Annotated in this window: 23 protein-coding genes and 1 riboswitch; of the genes, 13 read left to right on the forward strand and 10 right to left on the reverse strand. The window is 74.1% G+C overall.

What is annotated here, in order from left to right; translation table 11 throughout:
- Positions 1 to 38 precede the first annotated feature (38 nt).
- Positions 39 to 1,253 (reverse strand): precorrin-6y C5,15-methyltransferase (decarboxylating) subunit CbiE, encoded by a 1,215-nt coding sequence (gene cbiE, locus J3P41_RS19215; protein ID WP_307861864.1) that lies wholly within the window; start codon positions 1,251 to 1,253, stop codon positions 39 to 41.
- A gap of 18 nt (positions 1,254 to 1,271) precedes the next feature.
- Positions 1,272 to 1,418: riboswitch (cobalamin riboswitch) on the forward strand.
- A 23-nt stretch (positions 1,419 to 1,441) separates the two neighbouring features.
- Here cbiE and J3P41_RS07075 point away from each other — a divergent pair.
- The 7 genes from J3P41_RS07075 to J3P41_RS07105 all read left to right on the forward strand — a co-directional run bounded on the left by J3P41_RS07075 (position 1,442) and on the right by J3P41_RS07105 (position 9,224).
- Positions 1,442 to 3,457: a magnesium chelatase subunit D family protein gene (locus tag J3P41_RS07075; protein ID WP_246861479.1), complete on the forward strand. Its 2,016-nt coding sequence runs from the start codon at positions 1,442 to 1,444 to the stop codon at positions 3,455 to 3,457.
- Positions 3,454 to 4,092 carry a 5,6-dimethylbenzimidazole synthase gene (gene bluB, locus J3P41_RS07080; protein ID WP_246861480.1) on the forward strand — a complete coding sequence of 213 codons (639 nt, stop codon included), beginning with the start codon at positions 3,454 to 3,456 and terminating at the stop codon, positions 4,090 to 4,092. Before J3P41_RS07075 ends, bluB begins: the two co-directional genes overlap by 4 nt.
- A gap of 1 nt (position 4,093) precedes the next feature.
- Positions 4,094 to 4,708 carry a cob(I)yrinic acid a,c-diamide adenosyltransferase gene (cobO, locus tag J3P41_RS07085; protein ID WP_210649477.1) on the forward strand — a complete coding sequence of 205 codons (615 nt, stop codon included), beginning with the start codon at positions 4,094 to 4,096 and terminating at the stop codon, positions 4,706 to 4,708.
- On the forward strand, positions 4,702 to 7,143 hold the full coding sequence (locus tag J3P41_RS07090) for a cobyrinate a,c-diamide synthase (RefSeq protein ID WP_210649478.1): 2,442 nt from the start codon (positions 4,702 to 4,704) through the stop codon (positions 7,141 to 7,143). Before cobO ends, J3P41_RS07090 begins: the two co-directional genes overlap by 7 nt.
- 84 nt (positions 7,144 to 7,227) lie before the next feature.
- Complete coding sequence (locus J3P41_RS07095; RefSeq protein ID WP_210649479.1) at positions 7,228 to 7,461, forward strand: CbtB-domain containing protein; 234 nt, start codon at positions 7,228 to 7,230, stop codon at positions 7,459 to 7,461.
- A gap of 10 nt (positions 7,462 to 7,471) precedes the next feature.
- Positions 7,472 to 8,269, forward strand: a complete 798-nt coding sequence (locus tag J3P41_RS07100; RefSeq protein WP_210649480.1) for a CbtA family protein — start codon at positions 7,472 to 7,474, stop codon at positions 8,267 to 8,269.
- 7 nt (positions 8,270 to 8,276) lie between these two features.
- Positions 8,277 to 9,224, forward strand: coding sequence for a cobalamin biosynthesis protein (locus J3P41_RS07105; RefSeq protein WP_210649481.1), 948 nt, complete (start codon positions 8,277 to 8,279; stop codon positions 9,222 to 9,224).
- Between the two features lie 92 nt (positions 9,225 to 9,316).
- Here the strand turns inward: J3P41_RS07105 and J3P41_RS07110 are convergent, their stop codons facing one another.
- From J3P41_RS07110 to J3P41_RS07120, 3 genes are read right to left on the reverse strand one after another with little or no spacing between them, the layout of a single operon-like run.
- Complete coding sequence (locus J3P41_RS07110) at positions 9,317 to 9,817, reverse strand: general stress protein (protein WP_210649482.1); 501 nt, start codon at positions 9,815 to 9,817, stop codon at positions 9,317 to 9,319.
- A gap of 26 nt (positions 9,818 to 9,843) precedes the next feature.
- Entirely contained in the window at positions 9,844 to 10,584 is a 741-nt protein-coding gene (locus tag J3P41_RS07115; RefSeq protein WP_210649483.1) for a cobalt-precorrin-6A reductase, read from the reverse strand.
- Complete coding sequence (locus J3P41_RS07120) at positions 10,581 to 12,065, reverse strand: cobyric acid synthase (RefSeq protein ID WP_210649484.1); 1,485 nt, start codon at positions 12,063 to 12,065, stop codon at positions 10,581 to 10,583. Before J3P41_RS07120 ends, J3P41_RS07115 begins: the two co-directional genes overlap by 4 nt.
- A gap of 229 nt (positions 12,066 to 12,294) precedes the next feature.
- Between J3P41_RS07120 and J3P41_RS18585 the strand changes: the two genes are divergently transcribed.
- From J3P41_RS18585 to J3P41_RS07135, 4 genes are all read left to right on the forward strand, one after another.
- Entirely contained in the window at positions 12,295 to 13,857 is a 1,563-nt protein-coding gene (locus J3P41_RS18585) for a hypothetical protein (RefSeq protein WP_246861481.1), read from the forward strand.
- A 26-nt stretch (positions 13,858 to 13,883) separates the two neighbouring features.
- The gene (locus J3P41_RS18590; RefSeq protein ID WP_307861865.1) at positions 13,884 to 14,675 is read left to right on the forward strand and encodes a pentapeptide repeat-containing protein; all 792 of its coding nucleotides are present in this window, start codon (positions 13,884 to 13,886) and stop codon (positions 14,673 to 14,675) included.
- Between the two features lie 65 nt (positions 14,676 to 14,740).
- A complete protein-coding gene (locus tag J3P41_RS07130) occupies positions 14,741 to 15,586 on the forward strand; it encodes an aldo/keto reductase (RefSeq protein ID WP_210649485.1) in 846 nt (281 codons plus the stop codon).
- 101 nt (positions 15,587 to 15,687) lie between these two features.
- Positions 15,688 to 16,452, forward strand: coding sequence for a 1-acyl-sn-glycerol-3-phosphate acyltransferase (locus tag J3P41_RS07135; protein ID WP_210649486.1), 765 nt, complete (start codon positions 15,688 to 15,690; stop codon positions 16,450 to 16,452).
- Positions 16,453 to 16,458: 6 nt separating this feature from the next.
- Here J3P41_RS07135 and J3P41_RS07140 read toward each other — a convergent pair whose 3' ends face one another.
- The 5 genes from J3P41_RS07140 to dnaK all read right to left on the reverse strand — a co-directional run bounded on the left by J3P41_RS07140 (position 16,459) and on the right by dnaK (position 20,962).
- Positions 16,459 to 16,719 carry a hypothetical protein gene (locus J3P41_RS07140; RefSeq protein WP_210649487.1) on the reverse strand — a complete coding sequence of 87 codons (261 nt, stop codon included), beginning with the start codon at positions 16,717 to 16,719 and terminating at the stop codon, positions 16,459 to 16,461.
- A 67-nt stretch (positions 16,720 to 16,786) separates the two neighbouring features.
- Positions 16,787 to 17,203, reverse strand: a complete 417-nt coding sequence (locus tag J3P41_RS07145; protein ID WP_210649488.1) for a heat shock protein transcriptional repressor HspR — start codon at positions 17,201 to 17,203, stop codon at positions 16,787 to 16,789.
- A complete protein-coding gene (gene dnaJ / locus J3P41_RS07150; RefSeq protein ID WP_210649489.1) occupies positions 17,200 to 18,369 on the reverse strand; it encodes a molecular chaperone DnaJ in 1,170 nt (389 codons plus the stop codon). The genes J3P41_RS07145 and dnaJ overlap by 4 nt, the downstream gene beginning before the upstream one ends.
- Before the next feature lie 38 nt (positions 18,370 to 18,407).
- On the reverse strand, positions 18,408 to 19,091 hold the full coding sequence (locus J3P41_RS19220; RefSeq protein ID WP_307861866.1) for a nucleotide exchange factor GrpE: 684 nt from the start codon (positions 19,089 to 19,091) through the stop codon (positions 18,408 to 18,410).
- A complete protein-coding gene (gene dnaK, locus J3P41_RS07160) occupies positions 19,088 to 20,962 on the reverse strand; it encodes a molecular chaperone DnaK (RefSeq protein WP_210649490.1) in 1,875 nt (624 codons plus the stop codon). The genes J3P41_RS19220 and dnaK overlap by 4 nt, the downstream gene beginning before the upstream one ends.
- A 184-nt stretch (positions 20,963 to 21,146) precedes the next feature.
- Between dnaK and J3P41_RS07165 the strand changes: the two genes are divergently transcribed.
- Positions 21,147 to 21,437 (forward strand): Dabb family protein, encoded by a 291-nt coding sequence (locus J3P41_RS07165; protein ID WP_210649491.1) that lies wholly within the window; start codon positions 21,147 to 21,149, stop codon positions 21,435 to 21,437.
- Positions 21,438 to 21,488: 51 nt separating this feature from the next.
- Here the strand turns inward: J3P41_RS07165 and J3P41_RS07170 are convergent, their stop codons facing one another.
- Positions 21,489 to 22,388 carry an EamA family transporter gene (locus J3P41_RS07170; RefSeq protein WP_210649492.1) on the reverse strand — a complete coding sequence of 300 codons (900 nt, stop codon included), beginning with the start codon at positions 22,386 to 22,388 and terminating at the stop codon, positions 21,489 to 21,491.
- Here J3P41_RS07170 and J3P41_RS07175 point away from each other — a divergent pair.
- Positions 22,387 to 22,944 carry a MarR family winged helix-turn-helix transcriptional regulator gene (locus tag J3P41_RS07175; protein WP_210649493.1) on the forward strand — a complete coding sequence of 186 codons (558 nt, stop codon included), beginning with the start codon at positions 22,387 to 22,389 and terminating at the stop codon, positions 22,942 to 22,944. The genes J3P41_RS07170 and J3P41_RS07175 overlap by 2 nt on opposite strands.
- Positions 22,945 to 22,952 lie beyond the last annotated feature (8 nt).

Genomic DNA, 22,952 nt, shown 5'->3' on the forward strand with positions numbered 1-22,952 from the left:
GCAGCGGCAGTCTGGGCGGTTCGCCGTAGGTCTTAGCTCTACCCGCGCGCCGCGGTCCAAACCCACTGCGTTACCACTCTCGACGGCGACCACCCGGTGTACGTCCCGACGGGCGCGGCCACCTCGATGCCTACTCGAGTCAGTTCGCCGCCGTGGTCGGCGTAAGCCTTGGCGAGCAACACCTCGGTCTCGAGCGTCACCCCATGGACGACGAGGCGGCCGCCGGGCTTCAGGGCGGCGAGGCAGGTGTCGAGGACGCCTTCTCGGGTCGTACCTCCGCCGATGAAGATGGCGTCCGGAGCGTCGAGGCCGCCCAGGGCTGAGGGTGCACGACCTTCAACGATTTGGAGATCAGGTACGCCAAGGGCATGAGCGTTGCGGGCGATTCGGGCAGCTCGTTCGGGGTTGGACTCGATGGCGATCGTTCGGCAGGTCGGGTGCGACCGCATCCACTCGATGCCGATCGAGCCGGCGCCGGCGCCGACGTCCCAGAGGAGTTGGCCAGGGGCCGGCACGAGGCGGGCGAGGGCGGAGGCGCGGAGGTCGCGCTTGGTGAGCTGGCCGTCGTTCTCGTAGGCGTCGTCGGGGAGGCCGGGTGCCCAGGATGCGAGGCCGTGCCCGGCGACCTCAATGGCGATGACGTTCAGCGCCGGCGACTCCCCCGACCATGACGAGGCCACCCCAGACACTGAGGACTCGGACGACGAGCCCAGGTCGCCGAGCACCGTCATCCGCGACGAGCCCCAGCCCGCCGACGTGAGCAGAGCAGCGACCGAAGCGGGCGTGGAGGCGTCCGACGACAACACCAGGATCCGACGCCCCGGCGCGCACTCACGCAGCACCGTGGACACCGACCGCCCGACGACGGTCACCACAGCGTGGGACGACGAGGACCACCCCATCCGAGCTCGCGCCAGCGCGACCGACGAGATGGCCGGCACCACCCGCACCGGAGCGCCGTACTCCAGCAGTGTTGTTGCGATCCCGGACACCAGGGGGTCCCCCGAGGCCAGCGCGACGATGGGACGCCCGGCGTACTCAGCAAGAAGACCGGGGAGGCCAGATGACAGCGGCGAGGGCCACGTGACCCGCGACTGGTCGGACACCGCAGGCACCAACGAGAGATGACGGGAACCGCCCCACAGGACGGACGCGCCCAGCACCAACGAGCGCGACGGCTCAGGCAGCCCGACCCAGCCATCGGCCCCGATCCCGACGACGACGATCTCGCTGGGCACCCCGGTCGACGACACGACCGCAGACGCTATCGTGACGAGCACTTGGCGAGAGGTGCCCCGAAGTCTGGGGAGAATCTGGGAAGCCGGTGAGAATCCGGCACAGGGCCCGCTGCGGTGACCCGGACGTCGAACCACGGCGTCCGGGAAGTCCGAAGACCGGCCTCCCGCCGCCCATTGAGCTGGCAACGAGAGCGGGAGCCCCCATGCCACTGCAGTACCCCCTGTCCGCCGTCGTCCCGTCCAAGGACACCGGCGACGACATGACCCTCGCCCTGGTCCTGACGACCATCTCCCCCGAGGTCGGCGGCGTCCTCGTGCGCGGCGAGAAGGGCACGGCGAAGTCCACGACCGTCCGCGCGCTCGCCTCCGTGCTGCCGCCGATCGAGGTGGTCGCCGGCGACCGGTTCTGCAGCGCACCCGGAGACACGAGCCCCGACGGCCCGGCGCCCGACCACAGATGGCCCCTCGACGCCGAGACCGAGACCCGGCCCGTACGCCTCGTCGAACTGCCCGTCGGCGCCACCGAGGACCGCGTGCTCGGCTCGCTGCACCTGTCCAAGGTGCTGGCCGACGGCGTCGCCGAGTACGAGCCCGGCCTGCTCGCCCGCGCCCACCGCGGCATCCTCTACGTCGACGAGGTCAACCTCCTCCACGACCACCTCGTCGACCTGCTGCTCGATGCCGCCGCGATGGGCCGCTCCACCGTCGAACGCGACGGCGTCTCGGTCGCGCACGCCGCCCGCTTCGTGCTCGTCGGCACCATGAACCCCGAGGAGGGCGAGCTCCGCCCCCAGCTCCTCGACCGCTTCGGCCTCACCGTCGAGATCGCCGCGCCGCGCGACCCGCGGCTGCGCGCCGAGGTCGTCCGCCGCCGGCTCGCCTTCGACGCCGACCCCGAGGCCTTCGTCGCGTCGTACGCCGACGCCGAGCGCGCGCTGACCGACCGGATCGCCGCCGCCCGCAAGCTGCTTCCCGAGGTCGCACTCACCGACGCGGTGCTCACCAAGGTCGCCGAGGTCTGCGCCGCCTTCGAGGTCGACGGGATACGCGCCGACATCGTCACCACGCGTACGGCGATCGCGCACGCCGCGTGGCACGGCCGGACGACCGTCACGCGGGCCGACATCCGCCAGGCCGCCCTGCTCGCGCTGCCGCACCGCCGGCGGCGGAACCCGTTCGACGCGCCCGGGCTGGACGAGGAGCTGCTCGACCAGGTGCTGGGCGACGAGGAGCCGGAGCCCGAGCCGCCACTGCCGCCGGAGCCGGAGGGCGACGCGCCTGAGGGCGACGGGCCGGAGGGAGACGCCCGGGAGCCGGACGGATCGGAGGGCGGCGACCCCGGACGTCATACGGAGGGGGCACCCGCTGCACCCGACCGTATGACGTCCGAGGGCGGGCCCGAGCAGAGCGCAACGTCGGTCATCGGATCGGCGGACCCCTACCAGGTCCGGCGGTTCGAGGTGCAGGGCACCGGCGCCGGGGAGTCCGGCAAGCGGTCCCGCGCGCTGACGACGAACGGCCGGGGGGCCGGCGTCGACCCGACCGGCGCCGGCGGGCTGCACCTCGTCGAGACGATCCGCGCCGCCGCCCCGCACCAGCGGGCCCGGGGCCGGAGCGCGGGCCGACTGAGGTTCGAGCAGTCGGACCTCCGCACCGCGCGACGCGAGGGCCGCGAGGCCAACCTCGTCCTCTTCTGCGTCGACGCCTCCGGCTCGATGGCCGCGCGCAAGCGGATGGAGCAGGTCAAGACGGCGATCCTCAGCCTGCTGCTCGATGCCTACCAGCGCCGCGACAAGGTCGGGCTGGTCACCTTCCGCGCCGACGCCGCCGAGGTCGCGCTGCCGCCGACCCACTCGGTCGACATCGCGGCGTCGCGGCTCGCCGACCTGCCGGCGGGTGGGCGTACGCCGCTCGCCGAGGGTCTCCTGACCGCGGCCGACGTGCTGCGGGTGGAGAAGGTCCGCGACCCGAGGCGGCGCCCGCTCCTCATCGTCATCACCGACGGCCGCGCGACCCACGGGCCCGACGCCGTGGCGCGGAGCCGGCAGGCAGCGGCCTGGCTTGCGGAGCAACACACCTCCGCCGTCGTCGTGGACTGCGAGCAGGGCCCGATGCGGATGGGCCTCGCCGGGCACCTCGCAGAGCACATGCAGGCCACCCACCTGCCGCTGGCCGAGGTCAGCGCCAACGCCCTGACCGCCGTGGCGCGCGCGGCATGAGCCTCGCGCCGAGCATGGACCTGTACGACGTCATCGCCCGCCGGCGCGACGTACGCGCGGAGTTCAGCGGCGAGGCGGTCGACCGCGACGTCCTGCGGCGGGTGCTCGAGGCCGCGCACAGCGCACCCAGCGTCGGGCACAGCCAGCCGTGGGACTTCGTCGTCGTGGCCGACGACGCGAAGCGAGCGAGGTTCGCCGAGCACGTCGAGACCGAGCGTCGGGTGTTCGCCGCGGAGCTGCCCGAGGACAGGCGGCAGACGTTCGCGAAGATCAAGGTCGAGGGCATCCGCGAGTCCGGCCTCGGCGTGGTCGTCACCTACGACAGCAGCCGCGGCGGGCAGCACGTGCTCGGCCGCCACGCGATCGCCGACACCGGCCTCTACTCCACCTGCCTGGCCATCCAGAACCTCTGGCTCGCCGCGACCGCCGAGGGCCTCGGCGTCGGGTGGGTGTCGTTCTACCGCGAGGAGTTCCTCGCCGACCTCGTCGGCCTGCCCGACGGCGTACGTCCCGTCGCCTGGCTGTGCCTCGGACCGGTCACGCAGCTGCAGGAGGTCCCCGACCTCGTCCGCCACGGCTGGCGCACCGGGCGCTTGCTCGACGACGCCGTCCACCTCGAGACCTGGAGGTCCTGACATGCCGCAGGGAGTGCCCACCACCGTCCCCGACGACGGCCTGACCACGCGCCAGCGCCGCAACCGCCCGCTGCTCGCGGTCCACACCGGCGACGGCAAGGGCAAGTCGACCGCCGCCTTCGGCCTCGCGCTGCGCGGCTGGAACCAGGGCTTCGACATCGGGGTGTTCCAGTTCGTGAAGTCCGCGAAGTGGCGCATCGGCGAGCAGACCGTCCTCGAGCGGCTCGGCCGCCTCCACGAGGAGACCGGCGAGGGCGGGCCCGTCACCTGGCACAAGATGGGCTCGGGCTGGTCGTGGTCGCGCAAGGGCGGCACCGAGGAGGACCACGCCGCCGACGCCGCCGAGGGCTGGGCGGAGATCAAGCGCGCCCTCGCCGAGGAGCGGCACGACCTCTACGTCCTCGACGAGTTCACCTACCCGATGAAGTGGGGCTGGGTCGACGTCGACGACGTCGTCGCCGCGCTCACAGCCAGGCCCGGACGCCAGCACGTCGTGATCACCGGCAGGTACGCCGACCCGCGCCTCGTCGAGGCCGCCGACCTCGTCACCGAGATGACCAAGGTCAAGCACCCGATGGACGTCGGGCAGAAGGGGCAGCGGGGCATCGAGTGGTGACGCACCTGCCCCGGCTGGTCGTCGCCGCGCCGGCGTCCGGCCACGGGAAGACCACCGTCGCGACCGGGCTGATGGCCGCGCTGGCCCGCGCCGGCCACACCGTCAGCGGGCACAAGGTCGGCCCCGACTACATCGACCCCGGCTACCACGCGCTCGCCACCGGCCGCCCCGGCCGCAACCTCGACCCGCACCTCGCCGGCGAGGAGCGGCTCGTCCCGCTGCTGCTGCACGGCGCCGCCGGCGCCGACCTCGCGGTCATCGAGGGCGTGATGGGGCTGTACGACGGCCAGATCGGCGGCGACGGGTTCGCGTCGACGGCCCACGTCGCGGCGGTGACGCGTACGCCGGTCGTCCTCGTCGTCGACGTCTCGTCGGCCTCGCGGACCATCGCCGCCACCGTCCACGGGCTCCGGACCTGGGGGCGGCCGCCGGTCGACGTGGTGGGCGTCATCCTCAACAAGGCGGGGTCGGCGCGGCACGCCGACGAGGTGGTCCGGTCGATCGGCGACCAGGTGCCGGTGCTCGGGATCCTGCAGCGCGACGACGGCATCGAGGCGCCGTCACGGCACCTGGGGCTCGTGCCCGCCGCTGAGCGGGCGGACGCGGCGGCGGCGCTGGACCGGCTGGCGGTGCAGGTCGCCGAGCGGGTGGACCTCGAGGCGGTCGTACGCCTGGCGTCGCTCGCCCCCGGCCTGGCGGAGGCGCCGTGGGACCCGCGCCAGGCGGTGGGTGGGGCAGGGCCGGACGCCGCAGGACGTGCGTCAGCCGCCGCTCGGGCGCGCATCGCGGTGGCCGGGGGCCGCGCGTTCACGTTCCGCTACGCCGAGACCGTCGAGCTGCTGCGCGCGGCCGGGGCCGACGTCGTGGAGCTCGACCCGCTGACCGACACCCGGCTGCCGGAGGGGACGACGGGGCTCTACCTCGGCGGCGGCTTCCCGGAGATGCACGCGGCGGAGCTCGGCGCCAACGAGCGCCTGCGGCGCGACATCCGCACGGCCCTGGCCCGGGGCCTGCCGACCGTGGCCGAGTGCGCCGGGCTGCTCTACCTCTGCGAGTCCGTGCAGGGCCCAGACGGCCCGCCGGTCGCGATGGTCGGCGCGATCGGCGCCACCGCCGAGATGGCGCCGCGGCTGACGCTGTCCTACCGCACCGCCACCGCCCCGACCGACAACCTGCTCGCGCGGCAGGGCGAGCAGGTCACCGGGCACGAGTTCCACCGCACCCACCTGACCCGCGACGCGGACGGCGACCCGGCGTGGCTGATGCCGGACCCGGCGGGCGTCGCGACCGCGAGCCTCCACGCGTCGTACCTCCACACGCACTGGGCCGGCCACCCGCAGCTCGCCGGGCGCTTCGTGGCCGCCGCGGCGGCGTACGCCGGGCCGGACTTGCGCCACCACGGCGACCGGGACGCGACGCCGGGGCTGGTCGACCTCGCCGTCAACGTCTACGACGGCCCACGCCCCGCCTGGCTGGACCGGGCGCTCACCGAGAGCCTCACGGCGGCCGACAGCTATCCCGACGCCCGCGCGGCCGAGGCGGCCGTCGCCCGGCGCCACGGGAGGGCGACCGAGGACGTCCTCGCCACCGCCGGCGCCGCCGAGGCGTTCACCCTCCTCGCGCGGATGCGGCCGTGGCGGCACCCGGTCGTCGTGCACCCGCAGTTCACCGAGCCGGAGGTCGCGCTGCGCTCGGCCGGCCACATTCCGGGCCAGGTCGTCCTGATCCACGCGGACGGCTTCCGGCTGCGGCCCGAGCAGGTCCCGGACGACGCCGACCTGGTCGTGATCGGCAACCCGACGAACCCGACCGGCGTACGCCACCCGGCCGACGTCGTCGAGGCGCTGAGGAGGGACGGCCGGCTGGTCGTCGTCGACGAGGCCTTCCTCGACGACGACGTCGAGACCCTGGCCGGGCAACGGCGGCCCGGTGTCGTGGTGCTGCGCAGCCTCACCAAGCTCTGGTCGATCCCCGGCATCCGCGCGGGGTACGTGCTCGCCGAGCCCGACGTGGCAGCCGCGCTGCGCGATCTCCAGACGCCGTGGTCGGTCTCCGCGCCGGCCATCGCCGCCCTCCTCGCGACGAGCACCGACGAGGCGGTCGCCGAGGGGCGCAGGCGCGCCGCGGAGCTCGAGCAGCGGCGCCGGCACCTCGAGCAGGGACTCCACGAGCTCGGCATCGAGACCGTCGCCGGCAGCGCGCCGTTCGTCCTCGCCCGCACCGGCGAGGGCAGCCGGGAGGCCCTGCGGCGCCGGGGGTTCGCCGTCCGGCGCGCCGACACGTTCCCCGGCCTCGACGACTCCTGGGTGCGCATCAGCGCCCGCCGGCCGAGCGTCACCGACGACCTCCTCGGTGCGCTACGCTCCACGCACCCAGTCCTGAGGAAGCCGGTGGGAATCCGGCGCAGTGGCGCTACTGTGACATCGCCTTCGTGAGCATTGCGTGGCGGTGAAGTCAGACCCGACGGACTGGACGACACTCCCCAACTATCCGGGACGCACTATCCCGAAGGAGGAACCATGGCGCACGCCATCTCCAGCCCCACCCCGATCTCCGGCACGGGCCCCGCTCCGTCCGACCTCGCCATCCCGATCCGCGAGCTCACGCCCTGGCTGGTCCTCGGCGCCCTGCTCGCGATGTCCGTCCTCGTGCTGATCAGCTCGGTCCAGGGCGCGATCACCATCCCCGAGGGCACCGCGATCCACGAGTGGGTCCACGACGGCCGGCACCTGCTCGGCTTCCCCTGCCACTGACGGCCCGGGGATGAGCACCCGCACCTTCCTGGTCCACGGTCTCGTCGCTGGTCTCCTCGCCGGTCTCGCCGCGTTCGTCGTGGCGTACACCGTCGGTGAGCCGCAGGTCGACCGCGCCATCGCGCTCGAGGAGGCGGCCGGCGCCACGGCCACCGACGGGCACGGCCACGCGCACGACCACGACGATGCGTCCGCCGGCCACTCCCACGGCGAGGACGCCGCGGTGTCCCGCACCACCCAGTCCACCCTCGGGCTGGCCACCGGCACGCTGGCCATCGGCGTCGTCCTCGGCGGCCTGACCGGTCTCCTCGCCGCCCTCGGCCTCGGCCGGCTCGGCGGCCTGCGACCGGCGGGCAGCACCGCCCTGGTCGCCCTGCTCGGCGCGGTGTCGTTCAGCGTCGTGCCGTTCCTGAAGTACCCGGCCACCCCGCCCGCCGTCGGCTCCGGCGAGACCATCGACAGCCGCACTGCCGTCTACTTCGGCTTTCTAGCCGTCTCGGTGGCCGCCGTCGTGCTCGCCGTGGCGCTCGCCCGTCGCGTCGCGCGGCAGTGGGGCGGCGTGCCGGGCGTGCTGGCCGGCGTGGCGGCGTACGTCGTCGCGGTCGCCGTCGCCGCGGTCGCGTTCCCGAAGGTCGACGAGCTGGGCGACTTCCCGGCCGGGATCCTGTGGGACTTCCGGGTGGCATCGCTGCTGACCCTGCTGGCGATGTGGGCGGTGATCGGCGCCGTGCTGACGCTCCTCGTCGACCGCGCCTGGCAGCGGCACAGCGCCGTGCAGGCGCGCCGCGAGCTCGCCGCGTCGCTCTGAGCGCGCGATGACGTCGGTCGGGGTGAGCCGGGCACTGGGACTGGTGCTCGGCCACCTCGCCGACCGTCGCCTAAGCGACCCCCGCCGCGGCCACCCCGTCGCCGGCTTCGGCCGCGCCGCCGCAGCGCTGGAGCGCCGGACGTACGCCGACTCGCGGGCGCGCGGCGTCGTCCACCTGACCCTCCTGGCCGGGGCCGCCGCGGGGGTCGGTCTCGCCCTGGAGCTGCGGGCGCGGCGCCACCCGCTCGCCCACACCCTGCTCACCGCGGCGGCGACCTGGACCGTGCTCGGCGGCACCTCGCTCGCGCGCGAGGCGAGCGCCGTGCACGACCTCCTGGCCGCCGACGACCTGCCCGGCGCCCGTCGGCGGCTCACCCACCTCGTCGGCCGGGACACCAGCGTCCTCGACGAGCGTGAGGTGAGCCGGGCCGTCGTGGAGTCGGTCGCGGAGAACACCTCCGACGCCGTGGTCGCACCGCTGGTCTGGGGTGCCGTGCTCGGCGCGCCCGGCCTGCTGGGCTATCGCGCGGCCAACACCCTCGACGCGATGATCGGTCACCGGGGCGAGCGCTACGGCCGGTTCGGCTGGGCGTCGGCGCGCTTCGACGACCTGCTCAACCTGCCGGGCGCCCGGCTCAGCGGACTGCTCGCCGCGGCCCTGGCGCCGACCGTCGGCGGTCGACCCTCGGCCGCGCTGCGGGCGTGGGCCCGCGACGCGCGCCGCCACCCGAGCCCCAATGCGGGGGTCGTGGAGGCCGCCTTCGCCGGCGCGCTCGGCGTACGGCTCGGCGGTCGCAACCACTACGCGCACGGCGTCGAGGAGCGGGTGCTCCTGGGCGACGGCCCGCCGCCGGACCGGCACGACATCGACCGCTCCGTGCGGCTCGCGGGCGCCGTCGGCACCGGCGCGGTCGCCGTGGCGGCAGTGCTCGCGCTGCGCCGGGGCCGGGACTGACCGTCCGAAACTGGAGGTTCCAGTGCGAAGTTTCGGGGGTGAGGCTCGGGTTTCCCCGGCTAGCCGGGGAACGCTGCCCGGGGCCCGCGCGCCTACGCGAACGGGTTCGGCAGCGCGCCCGGCAGACCGGCGAGCAGCTCGCGCGCCCGGGCGGCGTGCTTGTGCTCGACGAGCACCTCGTACTTGGTCGCCACGACCTCGGCGACGGAGGAGAAGTCGCGCTGCCCGCGCGTCGCGGCGTAGCCGATGAGCGCCCACACGAGGCCGAAGGTCGCGCCGAAGAAGGCGGTGCTGAGCAGCACCTGCCAGACGCCCTCCTCGGTGAAGAGCGCGAAGATCAGCCCGACGAAGACGCCCAGCCACAGGCCGGACAGGATCCCGCCGATGGCGATCTTCGACCACGTCAGCCGGCCGGTGATGCGCTCGACCCGCTTGAGGTCGGTGCCGACGATCATCAGGTGCTCGACGGGGAACTCCGCGTCGGCGAGGAAGTCGACGCTCTTCTGGGCGGCGGCGTAGTCGTCGTAGACCGCCAGCGACTGGGGGAACTGCAGCTTGAGGGGCGAGGCGGCGTTGAGGCCCGGGGTCGACATGCCGCCACGATACGGCCGCGCCCCAGTCAGCCGAGGGCGGCGACCCACTCCGCTGCGGCGGCGGCGTCAGCGACGGTCTCGACACCCACGACCTCCGCGTGGCGGCGCACGACGACCACCGGTACGCCGAGCTCGCCGGCGGCGGCCATCTTGGGCCAGGTGTACCTGCCGCCGGAGTCCTTGGTGACCAGGACGTCGACGGCGTGCTCGCCGAGGAGCTCCAGCTCGCCGGCGAGGTCGTAGGGACCGCGGTCCAGCAGCACCGTCCACGTCGGCGGCAGCTCGATCTCGGGCGGGTCCACCACCCGCACCACGGCCCGGTGCCCGCCCAGCGGCCCCACGAAGCGGTCGAGCGGCTGGCGCCCGACGGTCAGCAGCGGACGCCGCCCGAGCCGCGCCGCCAGCGAGGCCGCCGCGGCGTGGTCGTCGACCCAGTGCCAGCCCTCAGCGCCGGGGGCGCCGCTCCAGCCGGGCCGCTCCAACCGCAGCAGCGAGACGCCCGCGGCCGCGCAGGCGGCGACCGCGTTGGCCGAGATGCCCTCCGCGAAGGGGTGCGTGGCGTCGACGACCGCCGTGACGCCGTGCGAGCCCAGCCAGTCGCGCAGGCCGTCGACGCCCCCGAAGCCGCCCGTCCGCACCTCGCCGGCCGGCAGCCGCGGGCGCTCGACCCGGCCGGCCAGCGACGACACCACGCGCACCCCGGCCTCGTGGAGCAGCGCGGCGAGCTCGCGCGCCTCCCCGGTGCCGCCGAGCAGCAGGACCGTCACCGCGACGCCCCCGGCTCGAGGACGGGCAGCCCGGCCGGGGCGCCGGCCGTGGCGAGGTCGAGCAGCGCGTCGACGTCGAGGTGCTCCTCGGCCAGGTCGCCGAGGAGGTTCAGTCGCCGCTCGCGCAGGGCCGCGAAGTCCACCTCGCCCGGCTCGTACGACGCCCCGGCGGCCGCCGCGGCCACGCGCAGGACCGCCCGCCGCAGCTCGTCGCCCTCCAGGCTGCCGTGCCACATGGTCCCGAGCACCGCGCCCGACCGGGCACCGCCGAGGAACTCCTCCCCGCTGTGCCGGGTGGTGCGACCGTGGTGGATCTCGTAGCCGCTCGCGGGCACGCCGAGCGCGGAGCCGCGCGGGAGCCGCAGCACCTTGTCGGCGGCGAAGGTCGTCGTCACGTCGAGCAGCCCCAGCCCGGGCACGTCGGCGCCCGCCGCGCCCTCCACCCCGTCGGGGTCGAGGATGCGGCGGCCGAGCATCTGGAACCCGCCGCAGATCCCGAGCACCGGCCTGCCTGCCGCGGCGTGGTCGAGGACGGCCCGGTCGAGCCCGCGGGCTCGCAGCCAGGCCAGGTCCTCCAGCGTGGCGCGCGTGCCGGGCAGGACGACCAGGTCGGCGCCGGCGAGCGCCCGTGCCTCGGACACGAAGACGACGTCCACCCCCGGCTCGACGCCGAGCGCGTCGACGTCGGTGAAGTTGGAGATCCGCGGCAGCCGCACGACCGCGACGCGCAGCCGCGCCTCGCCCTCCGGAGCCCGGCGGCCCTCGAGGTCGAGCGCGTCCTCGGAGTCGAGCCAGAGGTCGGGGTGCCACGGCAGCACGCCGTACACCTCGCGCCCGGTCAGCGACCGGAGCTCGTCGAGGCCCGGGCGGAGCAGCGCGACGTCGCCGCGGAACTTGTTGACCACGAACCCGGCGACGAGCGCCTGGTCGGCCGCGGACAGCAGGGCGAGCGTGCCGAACATCGCGGCGAAGACCCCGCCGCGGTCGATGTCGCCGACCACGACGGTAGGGACCGAGCCGTGCTGGGCCAGCCCCATGTTGACGTAGTCCCCGGCGCGCAGGTTGATCTCCGCCGGGCTCCCGGCGCCCTCCACGACGACCACCTCGTGCCGCGAGCGCAGGTCGTCGAAGGCGGCGTACGCCGCGTCGCGCAGGTGGGTGCGGCCCCCGACGAAGTCGCGCGAGTCCAGGGTGCCGCCGGGCCTGCCCATCACGACGACGTGACTGCGCCGGTCGCCGCCGGGCTTGAGCAGGACGGGGTTCATCGCGGCCTCGGGCTCGACGCCCGCCGCGACGGCCTGGACCCACTGTGCCCGGCCGATCTCCGCCCCGTCGGCGCAGACCATGGAGTTGTTCGACATGTTCTGTGCCTTGAACGGCGCGACCGCGACCCCCCGACGCGCGAAGGCCCGGCACAGCGCGGTGGTGACGATGGTCTTGCCGGCGTCCGACGTCGTCCCGGCGACCAGCAGCGCTCCCACGGGCGTCAGCCTAGGGAGGCCCGGCCGGCGGGCCTGCACCAGTCCCGGCCGAATCTTGACGATCCATCTGTTTCATTCCGCGAACAGTCGGGCACTCTGGATGGTATGAGCAAGCTCCTCCTCGACAACCGCTTCGTCGCGGTCGCGTTCTTGGTGCTGGCGTTCCTCAACGCGTTCGCGATCCAGGGCGGCTGGTACGCCTGACCCACCCGCGGGTCGCCGCAGCGCGGTGACTCGGTGGTGGAGCCTGCCTAGGCTGGGCCGCACATCCGTTCTCGGGAGGCCCGTCATCCGCTCGCTCACCTCGCTGCTCGCCTTCCTGCTCGGCAGCACCCTCGTCCTCGCCGTCCCGGCCACGCCGGCCGCCCAGGCGGCTCGTCCCGGCTCGCTGTCGATCAGCCCCGGCAACGGGCACTTCACCGCCGGCCAGCAGGTCACCCTCACCGGCAACCTGGGCGCCGACGGGCGCCGTCGGGTGCGGCTGCAGAGCAACCTGGGTCGCAGCGGCGACGTGTGGCGCGACGTGCCGCGCGCGACCACGCGCACGAACGCCTCGGGTGCGTTCCGGCTGCGCATCGCGGCCCACTCCAGCACGATCACCTACCGCGTCGTGAGCGGCTCGCGGCGCACGTCCACGCTCGTGTCGCAAGCGGTGCACCAGGAGGTCACGCTCCGCACCCAGGAGCGCCCCGTCGCCGGCAGGCCGCTCACGCTGGTCGCCAGCACCGCCGCGATGCCGCTCCTCCCCGGCCGTGGGCTCACCTTCCAGCAGCGCGTCGGCACCGGATGGGCGACCCTCGGCACGAGCACGGTCGGCGCCGACGGCACGGGGAGCCTCGTCGTCACCCCGGAGTCGGCCGGCACGGTCGTCTACCGCGTGCGGCTCGAGGACTGGGACCGCGGCGTCGGGCACGTCGGCTGGTTCCCCAGCTATCCGACGTACGTCGACGTGGCCGCCGCCGACGCCGCGCGGCCGGGGCCGCCGGTCGTCACGAGCGACCGCACGGCCCGGACGCGCGCCGCCACCCTCGCTCGGCGTGCCCCGCACCAGTCCACCGCCGCCGGCACGCTGCGGTGGGGCGTCCAGCGCTACGACTTCGACTGGGAGCACGGCGAGTCGCTCACCGACCGCGCCGTGATCGGCACCCGCCGACGCGGCTCGTGGACCGACGTCAGCACCGGCACCGGCCGCGTGATGCTGCGCAACGGCGCGATGCAGCTCAGCAGCAACAGCGAGGGCGCCGGCCGGGCAGGATCGCTGGGCTCGCTGTCGGCGACCCTCGGCGGCAACGCGCAGTCCCACGGGCGCTGGGAGACCCGGCTGATGCCCATGGTGTTCCGCGGCGGCACCACGGACTACGTCGTCAGGGCCGAGCTGGTGCCGGTCGCCGACGTCGCCACCGGCTGCGAGGCCCGCGCGATCACCCTCTACGAGGCACGCCCGCAGGCCGACGGGATCACGATCGGGGCCCGGTCCTCCTCCGGCGCCGCCTGGCAGCGGACCCTCCCGGACGTCCGGGTGCGCAACGCCTTCCACGCGCTCGCCGTCGAGGTCACGCCCAAGCGCCTCACCTGGTTCCTCGACGGCCGCCCGATCGGGCGGGTCACCGACCCGGCGGCGATCTCCGGGGAACCGCTGACGGTCCGCCTCTCCATGCAGGCCTCCGGCACCGAGCCGATGAAGACCACGCGCACCCTGGTCGACTGGGTCCGGGCGTACCCCTCCGGCACGGGCCGCCCCACGCGCGGCGGCCCGCGCCTGACGGCGGGGACGCACGCCGTCACGTGCTGACGAGCCGCGGCTGCGACGATGGGCCGGTGCGCCTGCCCGTCCTGTCCTCCGACTGCTCCCGGTGCAGCGGACTGTGCTGCGTGCTGCTCCCCTTCTCCCGCGACGACGGCTTCGGCGTCACCAAGGGCGGCGGGACCCCGTGCCACAACCTCGCGGGCGACGACTCCTGCCGCATCCACGCCACGCTGCGCACCGACGGGTGGGTGGGCTGCACCCGCTTCGAGTGCTTCGGCGCCGGGCAGCACGTCACCCAGGTGACGTACGCCGGCGCGTCCTGGCGCGAGGTCGCGGACCTCGGCGAGATGGCCGCCGTGCTCTCGGTGGTCCGTGCCCTGCACGAGATGCTGCTGCACCTGCGCACGGCCGCGGACCGCGCCCCGGACCTGGTGCCCGACGCGCTCGTGCGGGAGATCGTCGCCCTCGACGGCGCCGACCCGGTCACCTTGCTGACTGCCGACCTCGACGACCTCCACGAGCGCGTCGGCACCGTGCTGCACCGCGCCAGCACCGCGGTCCGAGCCGGGCTGGGCGGGGCAGACCTCGCTCGGGCCGACCTGGCCGGCCAGGACCTCCGAGGCCGCGACCTGGCCGGCGCCACGCTGCGCGGCGCCCTGCTGATCCGCGCCGACCTGCGCGGTCTGCGCCTGCTCGACACCGACCTGCTGGGCGCCGACCTGCGTGACGCCGACGTGCGCGGGTGCGACCTCGCCTCGACGCTGTTCCTCACCCAGCCGCAGGTCAACGCGGCGATCGGCGACGCGACCACCGTCCTGCCCGCCGGGCTCGACCGGCCGGGGCACTGGCAGGGCAGGCACTAGCGGGCTCGCCCACCCTCCGGGGCGGGCGGCGGAATACGCGGCAGCCGTGGCCCGCTGTGCCCAGCATGACTGTTCCCAGCATTCAGCTCCACGACGGCACGTCGATCCCGCAGCTCGGCTTCGGCGTGTTCCAGATCGCCCCCGCCGAGACCGTCGAGGCGGTGACCCGGGCCCTCGACGTCGGCTACCGCCACATCGACACCGCCGAGATGTACGGCAACGAGAAGGAGGTGGGCGAGGCGCTCCGCTCCGCCGGCGTGCCCCGCGACGAGGTCTACGTGACCTCCAAGCTCAACAACGGCTTCCACCGCCCCGACGACGCCGAGCGGGCCTTCGAGCAGACCCTGACCGACCTCGGCGTGGACCGCATCGACCTGTTCCTCATCCACTGGCCGCTCCCCACGCGCTACGACGGCGACTTCGTCTCGACGTGGCGCACCATGGCCTCGTTCGTCGAGGACGGCCGCGCGGCCTCGGTCGGCGTCTCGAACTTCCAGCCCGCCCACCTGCAGCGCATCGTCGACGAGACCGGCGTCGTGCCGGTGATCAACCAGGTCGAGGTGCACCCCTACTTCACCAACGAGGACGTCCGCGCGGCCAACGCCCGGCACGGCGTCGCGACGGAGGCGTGGTCGCCCATCGCCCAGGGCCAGGTGCTCGACGACGCGGTGCTGACGGAGATCGCCGCCGCGAAGGGCAAGTCGACCGCCCAGGTCACGCTCCGCTGGCACATCGAGCGCGGCGACATCATCTTCCCCAAGTCGGTGACGCCGAGCCGCATGCGCGAGAACTTCGAGATCTTCGACTTCTCCCTCACCGAGGACGAGGTCGCCCGGATCTCCGGCCTGGACCGCGGGGAGAGCGGCCGGACCGGCCCGAACCCCGACACGTTCGACTACATCCCCGGCTGACGGCCGGCGGGGCGGCACGTCGACGGCGTGCCGCCCCGGCCGTCGGGACTTGAGTGCCGGTACGCAGGTCACCGGGGGTGGGCGTGCTCCACACTCGGCGCATGGACACCTCCTGGCAGCGCCCCGGCCTGCGCGCCGCCCTCCTCTACGCCGTCGCGGCGACCGTGCTCGGCGGCGTCGTCTCCCTCGTCAGCCGCCTCGAGCTCACCCGGCGCAACGTCGTACGCCACGACCTGCCGGACGGCCCGCTCATCGTCGTGGCCAACCACACCAGCTATGCCGACGGCATCCTGCTCGCCCTCGTCGGCCGTCGCCTCGGCCGGTCGCTGCGGCTGATGGCGACCGGCGGCGTCTTCCGCTCGGCGCTCGTCGGGCCCCTGGCGCGGCGACTCGGCTTCATCCCCGTGCTGCGCGGTACGTCGTCCGCGGCCGGGTCGCTCGACGCGGCCGCCGAGGCGCTCGCGGCCGGCGAGGCGGTCGGGCTGTTCCCTGAGGGCCGGATCACCCGTGACCCGGACCAGTGGCCCGAGCGGTCGAAGACCGGGGCGGTCCGGCTCGCGCTGCGCACCGGTGCCCCGGTCGTGCCGGTCGCGCTGGTCGGCGCCCACCGGGTGGTCGGCAGGCGTCGCATCCTCGCCCGGCTGCTGGGCAACGTCGCGACGCGCCCGATCGTCGCCGTCGAGGTGGGCGAGCCCCTCGACGTGTGCCGGCTCGCCGGCGTCGCGGCGGGCGACCCGGTGGACGAGACGACCGTGCGCCGCGTCGCGGACGAGGTGATGGCGTCCCTGGTCGCCCAGGTCGCGGCCCTGCGTGGGGAGACCCCGCCGCACCCCTACGGCGTGCCGGAGTCAGCGCTCAGCGCGTGAAACCTGTCAGGAGTAGCGGTGGGTCTTGGCGGCGTGACCGCTCTCGCGCGTGCAGGTGCGCCCGCTCATGTTGCGGTGGCCGCACAGGGCCTCGGCGGCGGCATCGGTGGCAGGGACCTGCGCCGTCCTGCTCGACCCGACCGCCGTGCGGGTCGGGGCCGCGGGGGCGACCGGGGCGCGGGATGCCGCCGGCTTGGCGCCGGCCCGCTTCTGGGCCTCCGCGTAGCGTGCCTCCCGCATGGCGCGGAGGTTGTCCATCTTGCTCATCGCTCACTCACGCCCCGAGCCTAGGCGGCGGCACCGACAACGCCGCGATCGGCGCCGCACGCCAGGGTCAGCGCCCCCGGCGCCACACGACCATCGACTGCCCCGGCGCCTGGTGCAGCACCGGCAGCTTGTTGCCGCTCGTCTGGGCCTGCGCCGCCCGCGCCGCCAGCGCCCGCCGCAGGGCGTCGAGCTCGGCGACCAGCTCCTCGTTGCGCGCCCGCAGCGCGTCGATCTGGTGCTCGAGGTCCATGATCCGGCGTACGCCCTCGATGCCGATCCCGGCGCTGGTCAGGTCGGCGATCTGGCGCAGGCGCTCGAGGTCGCGGTGGGAGTAGCGCCGGCCGCCGCCGCCGGTGCGCCCGGGCGCGATCAGCCCCATCCGCTCGTAGGCGCGCAGCGTCTGCGGGTGCAGGCCGGTGAGCTCGGCTGCCACGCTGATGACGTAGACGGCCGCGTCGGGCGAGGGCGCGCCGAACGTGCTCACGACTCGAAGAGCCCTTCACGCAGCGGCCGCCCGGCGGTGGCCGCACGGTAGGCCTCGAGGGCCTCGCGCGCCGTCTGGTCGAGCGTCGCAGGGACCTGGACCGCGACCGTGGCGAGCAGGTCTCCGCGCGAGCCGTCACGACGGGTCGCACCCTTGCCCCGCACGCGGAAGGTGCGGCCGTTGGGGGTGCCGGGCGGCAGCTTGAGCGTCACCGGGGCGCCGCCCAGCGTCGGGATCTTCACCTCGGCGCCGAGCGCGGCCTCGTCGAAGGACACCGGCACCTCGATGGTGAGGTTGTCCCCCTTGCGGCCGAAGACGGGGTGCGGGGTGACCTTCACCGTGACGAACAGGTCGCCCGGCGGCCCCCCGTGGTCACCGGGCGCACCCTTGCCCTTGAGCCGGATCCGTGCGCCGTCCTTGACGCCCGCGGGGATCCGCGCCTGGATCGAGCGCGCCGAGGTGCCGCGGCCGCTGCCGTGGCACGTGGGGCACGCCTCGTCGTAGACCAGCTGCCGACCGCCGCAGGCCGGGCACGTCTCGTTGATGGAGAACGCACCGCCCGTGCCCGAGACGACGAACCCGGCGCCCTCGCACTCGGGGCAGATGTGCGGCCGGGTGCCGGGCTTGCCGCCCGTGCCCTGGCAGGTCGGGCAGGCGGTGTCGGAGGTGAGGCGCAGCGACACCGTCACGCCCTCGAGCGCGTCGGTGAACCCGATGGTGGCCGAGCTCTCGACGTCGGCACCGCGTCGCGGCCGCGTCTGCTGGGTGCGGGTGCGCTGGGCGCCGCCGAAGATGTCGCCGAACATGTCCCCGAGACCGCCGGAGCCGCCGCGGTCGCGGAGCAGGTCGTCGAGGTTGAACCCGCCCGCGCCGCCGAACCCCCCGCCGCCCATGCCCGGCCCGAAGCCCCCGCGGGCCTGCAGCGAGCGGAACTCGTCGTACTTCGCGCGCTTGGCCTCGTCACCGACGACGTCGTACGCCTCGGCGACGGCCTTGAACTTCTCGTGCTTGGCGTCGTCGCCGGGGTTGGAGTCGGGGTGGTTCTCGCGCGCGAGCTTGCGGTAGGCCTTCTTGATGTCGGCCGCGCTCGCGTCCTTGGCGACCCCGAGGACCGCGTAGAAGTCCTTGGTCGCCCAGTCGTTGCGGGGGGCGTCGTTGTCAGCCATGGGTGAACCTCCTCTCCGTCACCAGTCGGGTCTGCGGGTCAGGCGTCGGCCGGGTCGACCACGAGCACCTGCGCCGCGCGCACGACCCGGTCGCCGAAGCGGTAGCCGGCCTTGGCGACGTGCTTGACGGTCGTCACCTCGACCTCGGCGTCGCCGCCGAGGTGGCTCAGCGCCTCGTGCAGGTTGGGGTCGAAGGCGTCGCCGGGCTCGCCGAAGCGGACCAGCCCCGCGGTCGTGACCACCCGCTCGAGCTGGTCGGCGACCGCCTTGAAGCCGCCCTCGAGCTCGCCGTGCTCGCGGGCGCGGTCGATCGTGTCGAGCACCTCGACCACGGGGGTGAGCGCCTTGTAGGCGGCCGTCTCGGCCACCAGCTGGCGGTCGCGGTCGACGCGCTTGCGGTAGTTGGCGTACTCGGCCTGGACGCGCTGCAGGTCGTCGGTGAGGTCGGCGACCCGGCCGCGCAGGGCGAACAGCTCGTCCTGCTCCTCCCCGGTGCCGGGCTCCGTGCCGGAGTCCGCGCCGAAGTCGGCGCCGGAGTCGTCGCCGGCGACGGCGTCGCCCTCGACCTGGGTCTCGACCTCGGTCTGCGCGGGCGCGTCGCCCGCGACGTCACCGAAGCCCTCGGCCGGGGCGTCCTCCGGAGAGGGAGCCACGGTGGGCTCCCCCTCCGGGAGGTCGCTCGCCTGCGGGCCCGGGGTGGGCTCGTCGGGGCGATCGGTCACTTGGACTCACCCTCGGCGTCGCTCGCGGACGTGCCGTCGGCCGGCTCGTCGACGATCTCGGCGTCGACGACGTCGTCGTCGGACTCACCCGTCGCGCCCGTGGCACCGCCCGCGGCGGCCTGGTCGGCCTCGGCGGCGGCGTACATCGCGGCGCCCATCTTCTGGCTGGACTCGCCGAGCTTGGTGACCGCCGCGGTGATCTCCTCCGACGTGGCGTCCTCCTTGGCGAGGACCTCCTTGAGCGCGTCGACGTCGGCCTGGACCTCGGTCTTGACGTCCTCGGGGAGCTTGTCGGCGTTGTCGGTGAGGAACTTCTCGGTCGTGTAGACGAGCTGGTCGCCCTGGTTGCGGGCCTCGACGGCCTCGCGACGCTTGGCGTCCTCCTCGGCGTACTGCTCGGCCTCCTTGACCATGCGGTCGATCTCGTCCTTGCTCAGCGCGGAGCCACCGGAGATGGTCATCGACTGCTCACGCCCGGACGCCTGGTCCTTGGCCGAGACGTGCACGATGCCGTTGGCGTCGATGTCGAAGGTGACCTCGATCTTCGGTACGCCGCGGGGAGCCGGCGGCAGGCCGGTCAGCTCGAAGTTGCCGAGCGGCTGGTTCTGCGACCACATCTGGCGCTCGCCCTGCGCGACCTTGATCTCCACCGACGGCTGGTTGTCGTCGGCGGTGGTGAAGATCTCCGAGCGCTTGGTCGGGATCGTGGTGTTGCGCTCGATGAGGGTGGTCATCACGCCGCCCTTGGTCTCGATGCCGAGCGAGAGCGGGGTGACGTCGAGCAGCAGCACGTCCTTGACCTCGCCCTTGAGGACACCGGCCTGGAGCGCGGCGCCCACGGCCACGACCTCGTCGGGGTTGACGCCCTTGTTGGGCTGCTTGCCCCCGAGCAGCTCGGTGACGAGGTCGGTCACGGCCGGCATGCGGGTCGAGCCGCCGACGAGGACCACGTGGTCGATGTTGGAGACCGCGACGCCGCCGTCCTTGAGCACCGACTGGAACGGCGCCTTGGTGCGCTCGAGGAGGTCGGCGGTGAGCTTCTGGAACTCGCTGCGGGTCAGGCGCTCCTCGAAGTGGAGCGGGCCGGACTCGCCGTGGGTGATGTAGGGCAGGTGGATGGTGGTCTCGCTGGAGGAGGACAGCTCGATCTTGGCCTTCTCCGCGGCCTCCTGCAGGCGCTGCTTGGCGATCTTGTCGGCCGCCAGGTCCACGCCGTTGCTGTCCTTGAACTTCTTGACCATCCACTCCACGACGCGGTTGTCCCAGTCGTCGCCGCCGAGGTGGTTGTCGCCGGAGGTCGCCTTGACCTCGACGACGCCCTCGCCGATCTCGAGCAGGGACACGTCGAACGTGCCGCCACCGAGGTCGAAGACGAGGATCGTCTGGTCCTCGCCCTTGTCGAGGCCGTAGGCCAGGGCGGCGGCGGTCGGCTCGTTGACGATGCGGCTGACGTTGAGGCCCGCGATCTCGCCGGCCTCCTTGGTCGCCTGGCGCTGGGCGTCGGAGAAGTACGCCGGCACGGTGATCACCGCGTCGGTCACGGTCTCGCCGAGGTACGCCTCGGCGTCGCGCTTGAGCTTCTGCAGCACGAACGCGCTGATCTGCTGGGGGGTAAAGGACTTGTCGTCGATGTCGACCTTCCAGTCCTCGCCCATGTGGCGCTTGACGGACCGGATGGTGCGGTCGACGTTGGTGACCGCCTGTCGCTTGGCGACCTCTCCGACGAGGACCTCGCCGGACTTGGTGAAGGCGACGACGGACGGGGTGGTCCGGGCGCCTTCGGCGTTGGCGATGACGGTGGGTTCGCCACCTTCGAGGACGGCGACGACGGAGTTCGTCGTACCGAGGTCGATGCCGACGGCTCGAGCCATGGGGTGTACCTCCTGCGTGAGATCTGGGACTGTCGCCCATCCTGCCGCGGTGCGGCCGGCGAGGCAAAACAGTTGAGTCGAAGACGCTCAACTCTGTTCATGTGGCTCAACGCATGAGCGCCGAGGATGTTCCCGGATCCGGACACCGATTTCGCCGGGACGGCGGACCCGTAGCCTGGGCCGCATGATCCGGCACACCGTCGCCTTCCGACTCCACCACGCTCCGGGCTCCGCCGAGGAGGCCGACTTCCTCGCCACCGCGCGGGCGCTCGCCGACATCCCCGGCGTCGAGGCGTTCGAGCAGCTGCGCCAGACCAGCGCCAAGAACGACTTCACGTTCGGCTTCTCGATGGAGTTCGCCGACCAGGCGGCGTACGACGCCTACAACGACCACCCGGTCCACACGTCGTTCGTGGCCGAGCGCTGGGTGCCCGAGGTGGCGGACTTCCTCGAGATCGACTACCAGCCGCTCTGAGCCCTGTCGGGATCCGGCCCTCCGGCTGCCGCGCCGCGGGTCCGGGCCCGCTCAGGCGCTCGCCGCAGCAGCGGCGACCGACCGACGTACGCGTCCCGCAGCGAGCTGCCCGAGGCCGACGCTGCCCAGGACCAGCGCCATGCCCGCGGCCTGCGCCCAGCCGAAGGCCTCGGCGGCGAACGCGACACCCAGCGCCGTGCCCACGACCGGGTTGAGCAAGCCGATGATGGCGACGGCGCCCGCCGGCATCCGCCGCAGGCCGGTGAACCAGCAGACGTACGCCAGCCCGGTGCCGACGACCGCCAGCCACGTGTAGCCCGCGACGGCGGCGAGGTCGACCGGCGGCGGACCGCCCTCGACCCACAGGGCGACAGGCAGCAGGGCGACGCCGCCCACGACGAGCTGCCACGATACGAGGGTCAGCATGTCGACCGGCGGCGGCCAGCGCTTGATCAGCACGAACCCCAGTCCGCTGACCACCACGGAGCCGAGAGCGCCGGCCAGCCCCAGCGCCGTCACGCCGTCGGGGCTGCGCAGCACCAGCAGGGCCACGCCGAGAGTGCCGACGGTCGCAGCCAGCACGCGCAGGGCGGCGGGCCGCTCCCCGATCACCGGCCAGGCGATCAGCATCACCGCGAACGGAGAGGTCGCCTGGACGCTCGCAGCCAACCCTCCGGGCAGGTGGTAGGCGGCGAGGAAGAGGAGCGGGAAGAACGCCCCGATGTTGCACAGCCCCAGCACCACCGCCTTGCCCCACCACGCCCCGCGCGGCAGCCGACGGCGCCAGGCGAGCAGCAGCAGCCCGATGGGGAGCGCCCGGACGAGCGCGGCGAACAGGGGCCGGTCCGGCGGGAGCAGCCGGTCCGTCACAATGTAGGTGGTGCCCCACGCCGCGGGCGCGACCGCCGTGACCAAGAACAACGCCGTCCGGCCGAGGAGGATCCTTTCCATGGAAGACATATTACCTTCCACGGAAGATTCTGCCCAGCGGCCCGACCATGTCGCCTGGGTGCAGGAGCAGTGGGCGCGCGAGCGCCCCGACCTCGACACGTCGCCCATGGGCGTGATCGGACGTCTGCACCGCCTCGCCGACCTCCTCCACGACCGGCTGCGCCCCGTCTTCGAGGCCGCCGGCATCTCCGACGGCGAGTTCGACGCGCTCGCCGCCCTGCGGCGCTCCGGCGAGCCCTTCGAGCTCACTCCGAGCGAGCTGGCGGCGACCACCATGATCACCTCGGGTGCCGTCACCAAGCGGGTGGACCGCCTGGTGGCCGCCGGGCTGGTCACCCGCACCGTCGCCTCGCACGACGGGCGGGTCCGCCACGTCGCGCTGACGGCAGCGGGCAGGCAGCTCGTCGACCGCGTGGTGGAGCAGCACTACGCCAACGAGGAGCGTCTGCTGGAGATCTTCTCGCCGGCCGAGCGCGACCAGCTCGTCCAGCTGCTGGGCCGCTGGACCCGCCACCTCCAGGACTGGCCGCCGGGTCGAGGCACCAGGGCCACCTGACGCGCCCG

It is taken from the genome of Nocardioides sp. SYSU D00065 (assembly GCF_017916425.1).
Classification (GTDB): Bacteria; Actinomycetota; Actinomycetes; order Propionibacteriales; family Nocardioidaceae; genus Nocardioides.

Excerpts from the sequence above, each read along its gene's own strand:
- J3P41_RS07075 (WP_246861479.1), top strand. The coding sequence starts at position 1,442 with ATGCCACTGCAGTACCCCCTGTCCGCCGTCGTCCCGTCCAAGGACACC.
- bluB (WP_246861480.1), top strand. The coding sequence starts at position 3,454 with ATGAGCCTCGCGCCGAGCATGGACCTGTACGACGTCATCGCCCGCCGG.
- cobO (WP_210649477.1), top strand. The coding sequence starts at position 4,094 with ATGCCGCAGGGAGTGCCCACCACCGTCCCCGACGACGGCCTGACCACG.
- J3P41_RS07095 (WP_210649479.1), top strand. The coding sequence starts at position 7,228 with ATGGCGCACGCCATCTCCAGCCCCACCCCGATCTCCGGCACGGGCCCC.
- J3P41_RS07100 (WP_210649480.1), top strand. The coding sequence starts at position 7,472 with ATGAGCACCCGCACCTTCCTGGTCCACGGTCTCGTCGCTGGTCTCCTC.
- J3P41_RS07105 (WP_210649481.1), top strand. The coding sequence starts at position 8,277 with ATGACGTCGGTCGGGGTGAGCCGGGCACTGGGACTGGTGCTCGGCCAC.
- J3P41_RS07110 (WP_210649482.1), bottom strand. The coding sequence starts at position 9,817 with ATGTCGACCCCGGGCCTCAACGCCGCCTCGCCCCTCAAGCTGCAGTTC.
- J3P41_RS07130 (WP_210649485.1), top strand. The coding sequence starts at position 14,741 with ATGACTGTTCCCAGCATTCAGCTCCACGACGGCACGTCGATCCCGCAG.
- J3P41_RS07135 (WP_210649486.1), top strand. The coding sequence starts at position 15,688 with ATGGACACCTCCTGGCAGCGCCCCGGCCTGCGCGCCGCCCTCCTCTAC.
- J3P41_RS07140 (WP_210649487.1), bottom strand. The coding sequence starts at position 16,719 with ATGAGCAAGATGGACAACCTCCGCGCCATGCGGGAGGCACGCTACGCG.
- dnaJ (WP_210649489.1), bottom strand. The coding sequence starts at position 18,369 with ATGGCTGACAACGACGCCCCCCGCAACGACTGGGCGACCAAGGACTTC.
- dnaK (WP_210649490.1), bottom strand. The coding sequence starts at position 20,962 with ATGGCTCGAGCCGTCGGCATCGACCTCGGTACGACGAACTCCGTCGTC.
- J3P41_RS07165 (WP_210649491.1), top strand. The coding sequence starts at position 21,147 with ATGATCCGGCACACCGTCGCCTTCCGACTCCACCACGCTCCGGGCTCC.
- J3P41_RS07175 (WP_210649493.1), top strand. The coding sequence starts at position 22,387 with ATGGAAGACATATTACCTTCCACGGAAGATTCTGCCCAGCGGCCCGAC.
- J3P41_RS07170 (WP_210649492.1), bottom strand. The coding sequence starts at position 22,388 with ATGGAAAGGATCCTCCTCGGCCGGACGGCGTTGTTCTTGGTCACGGCG.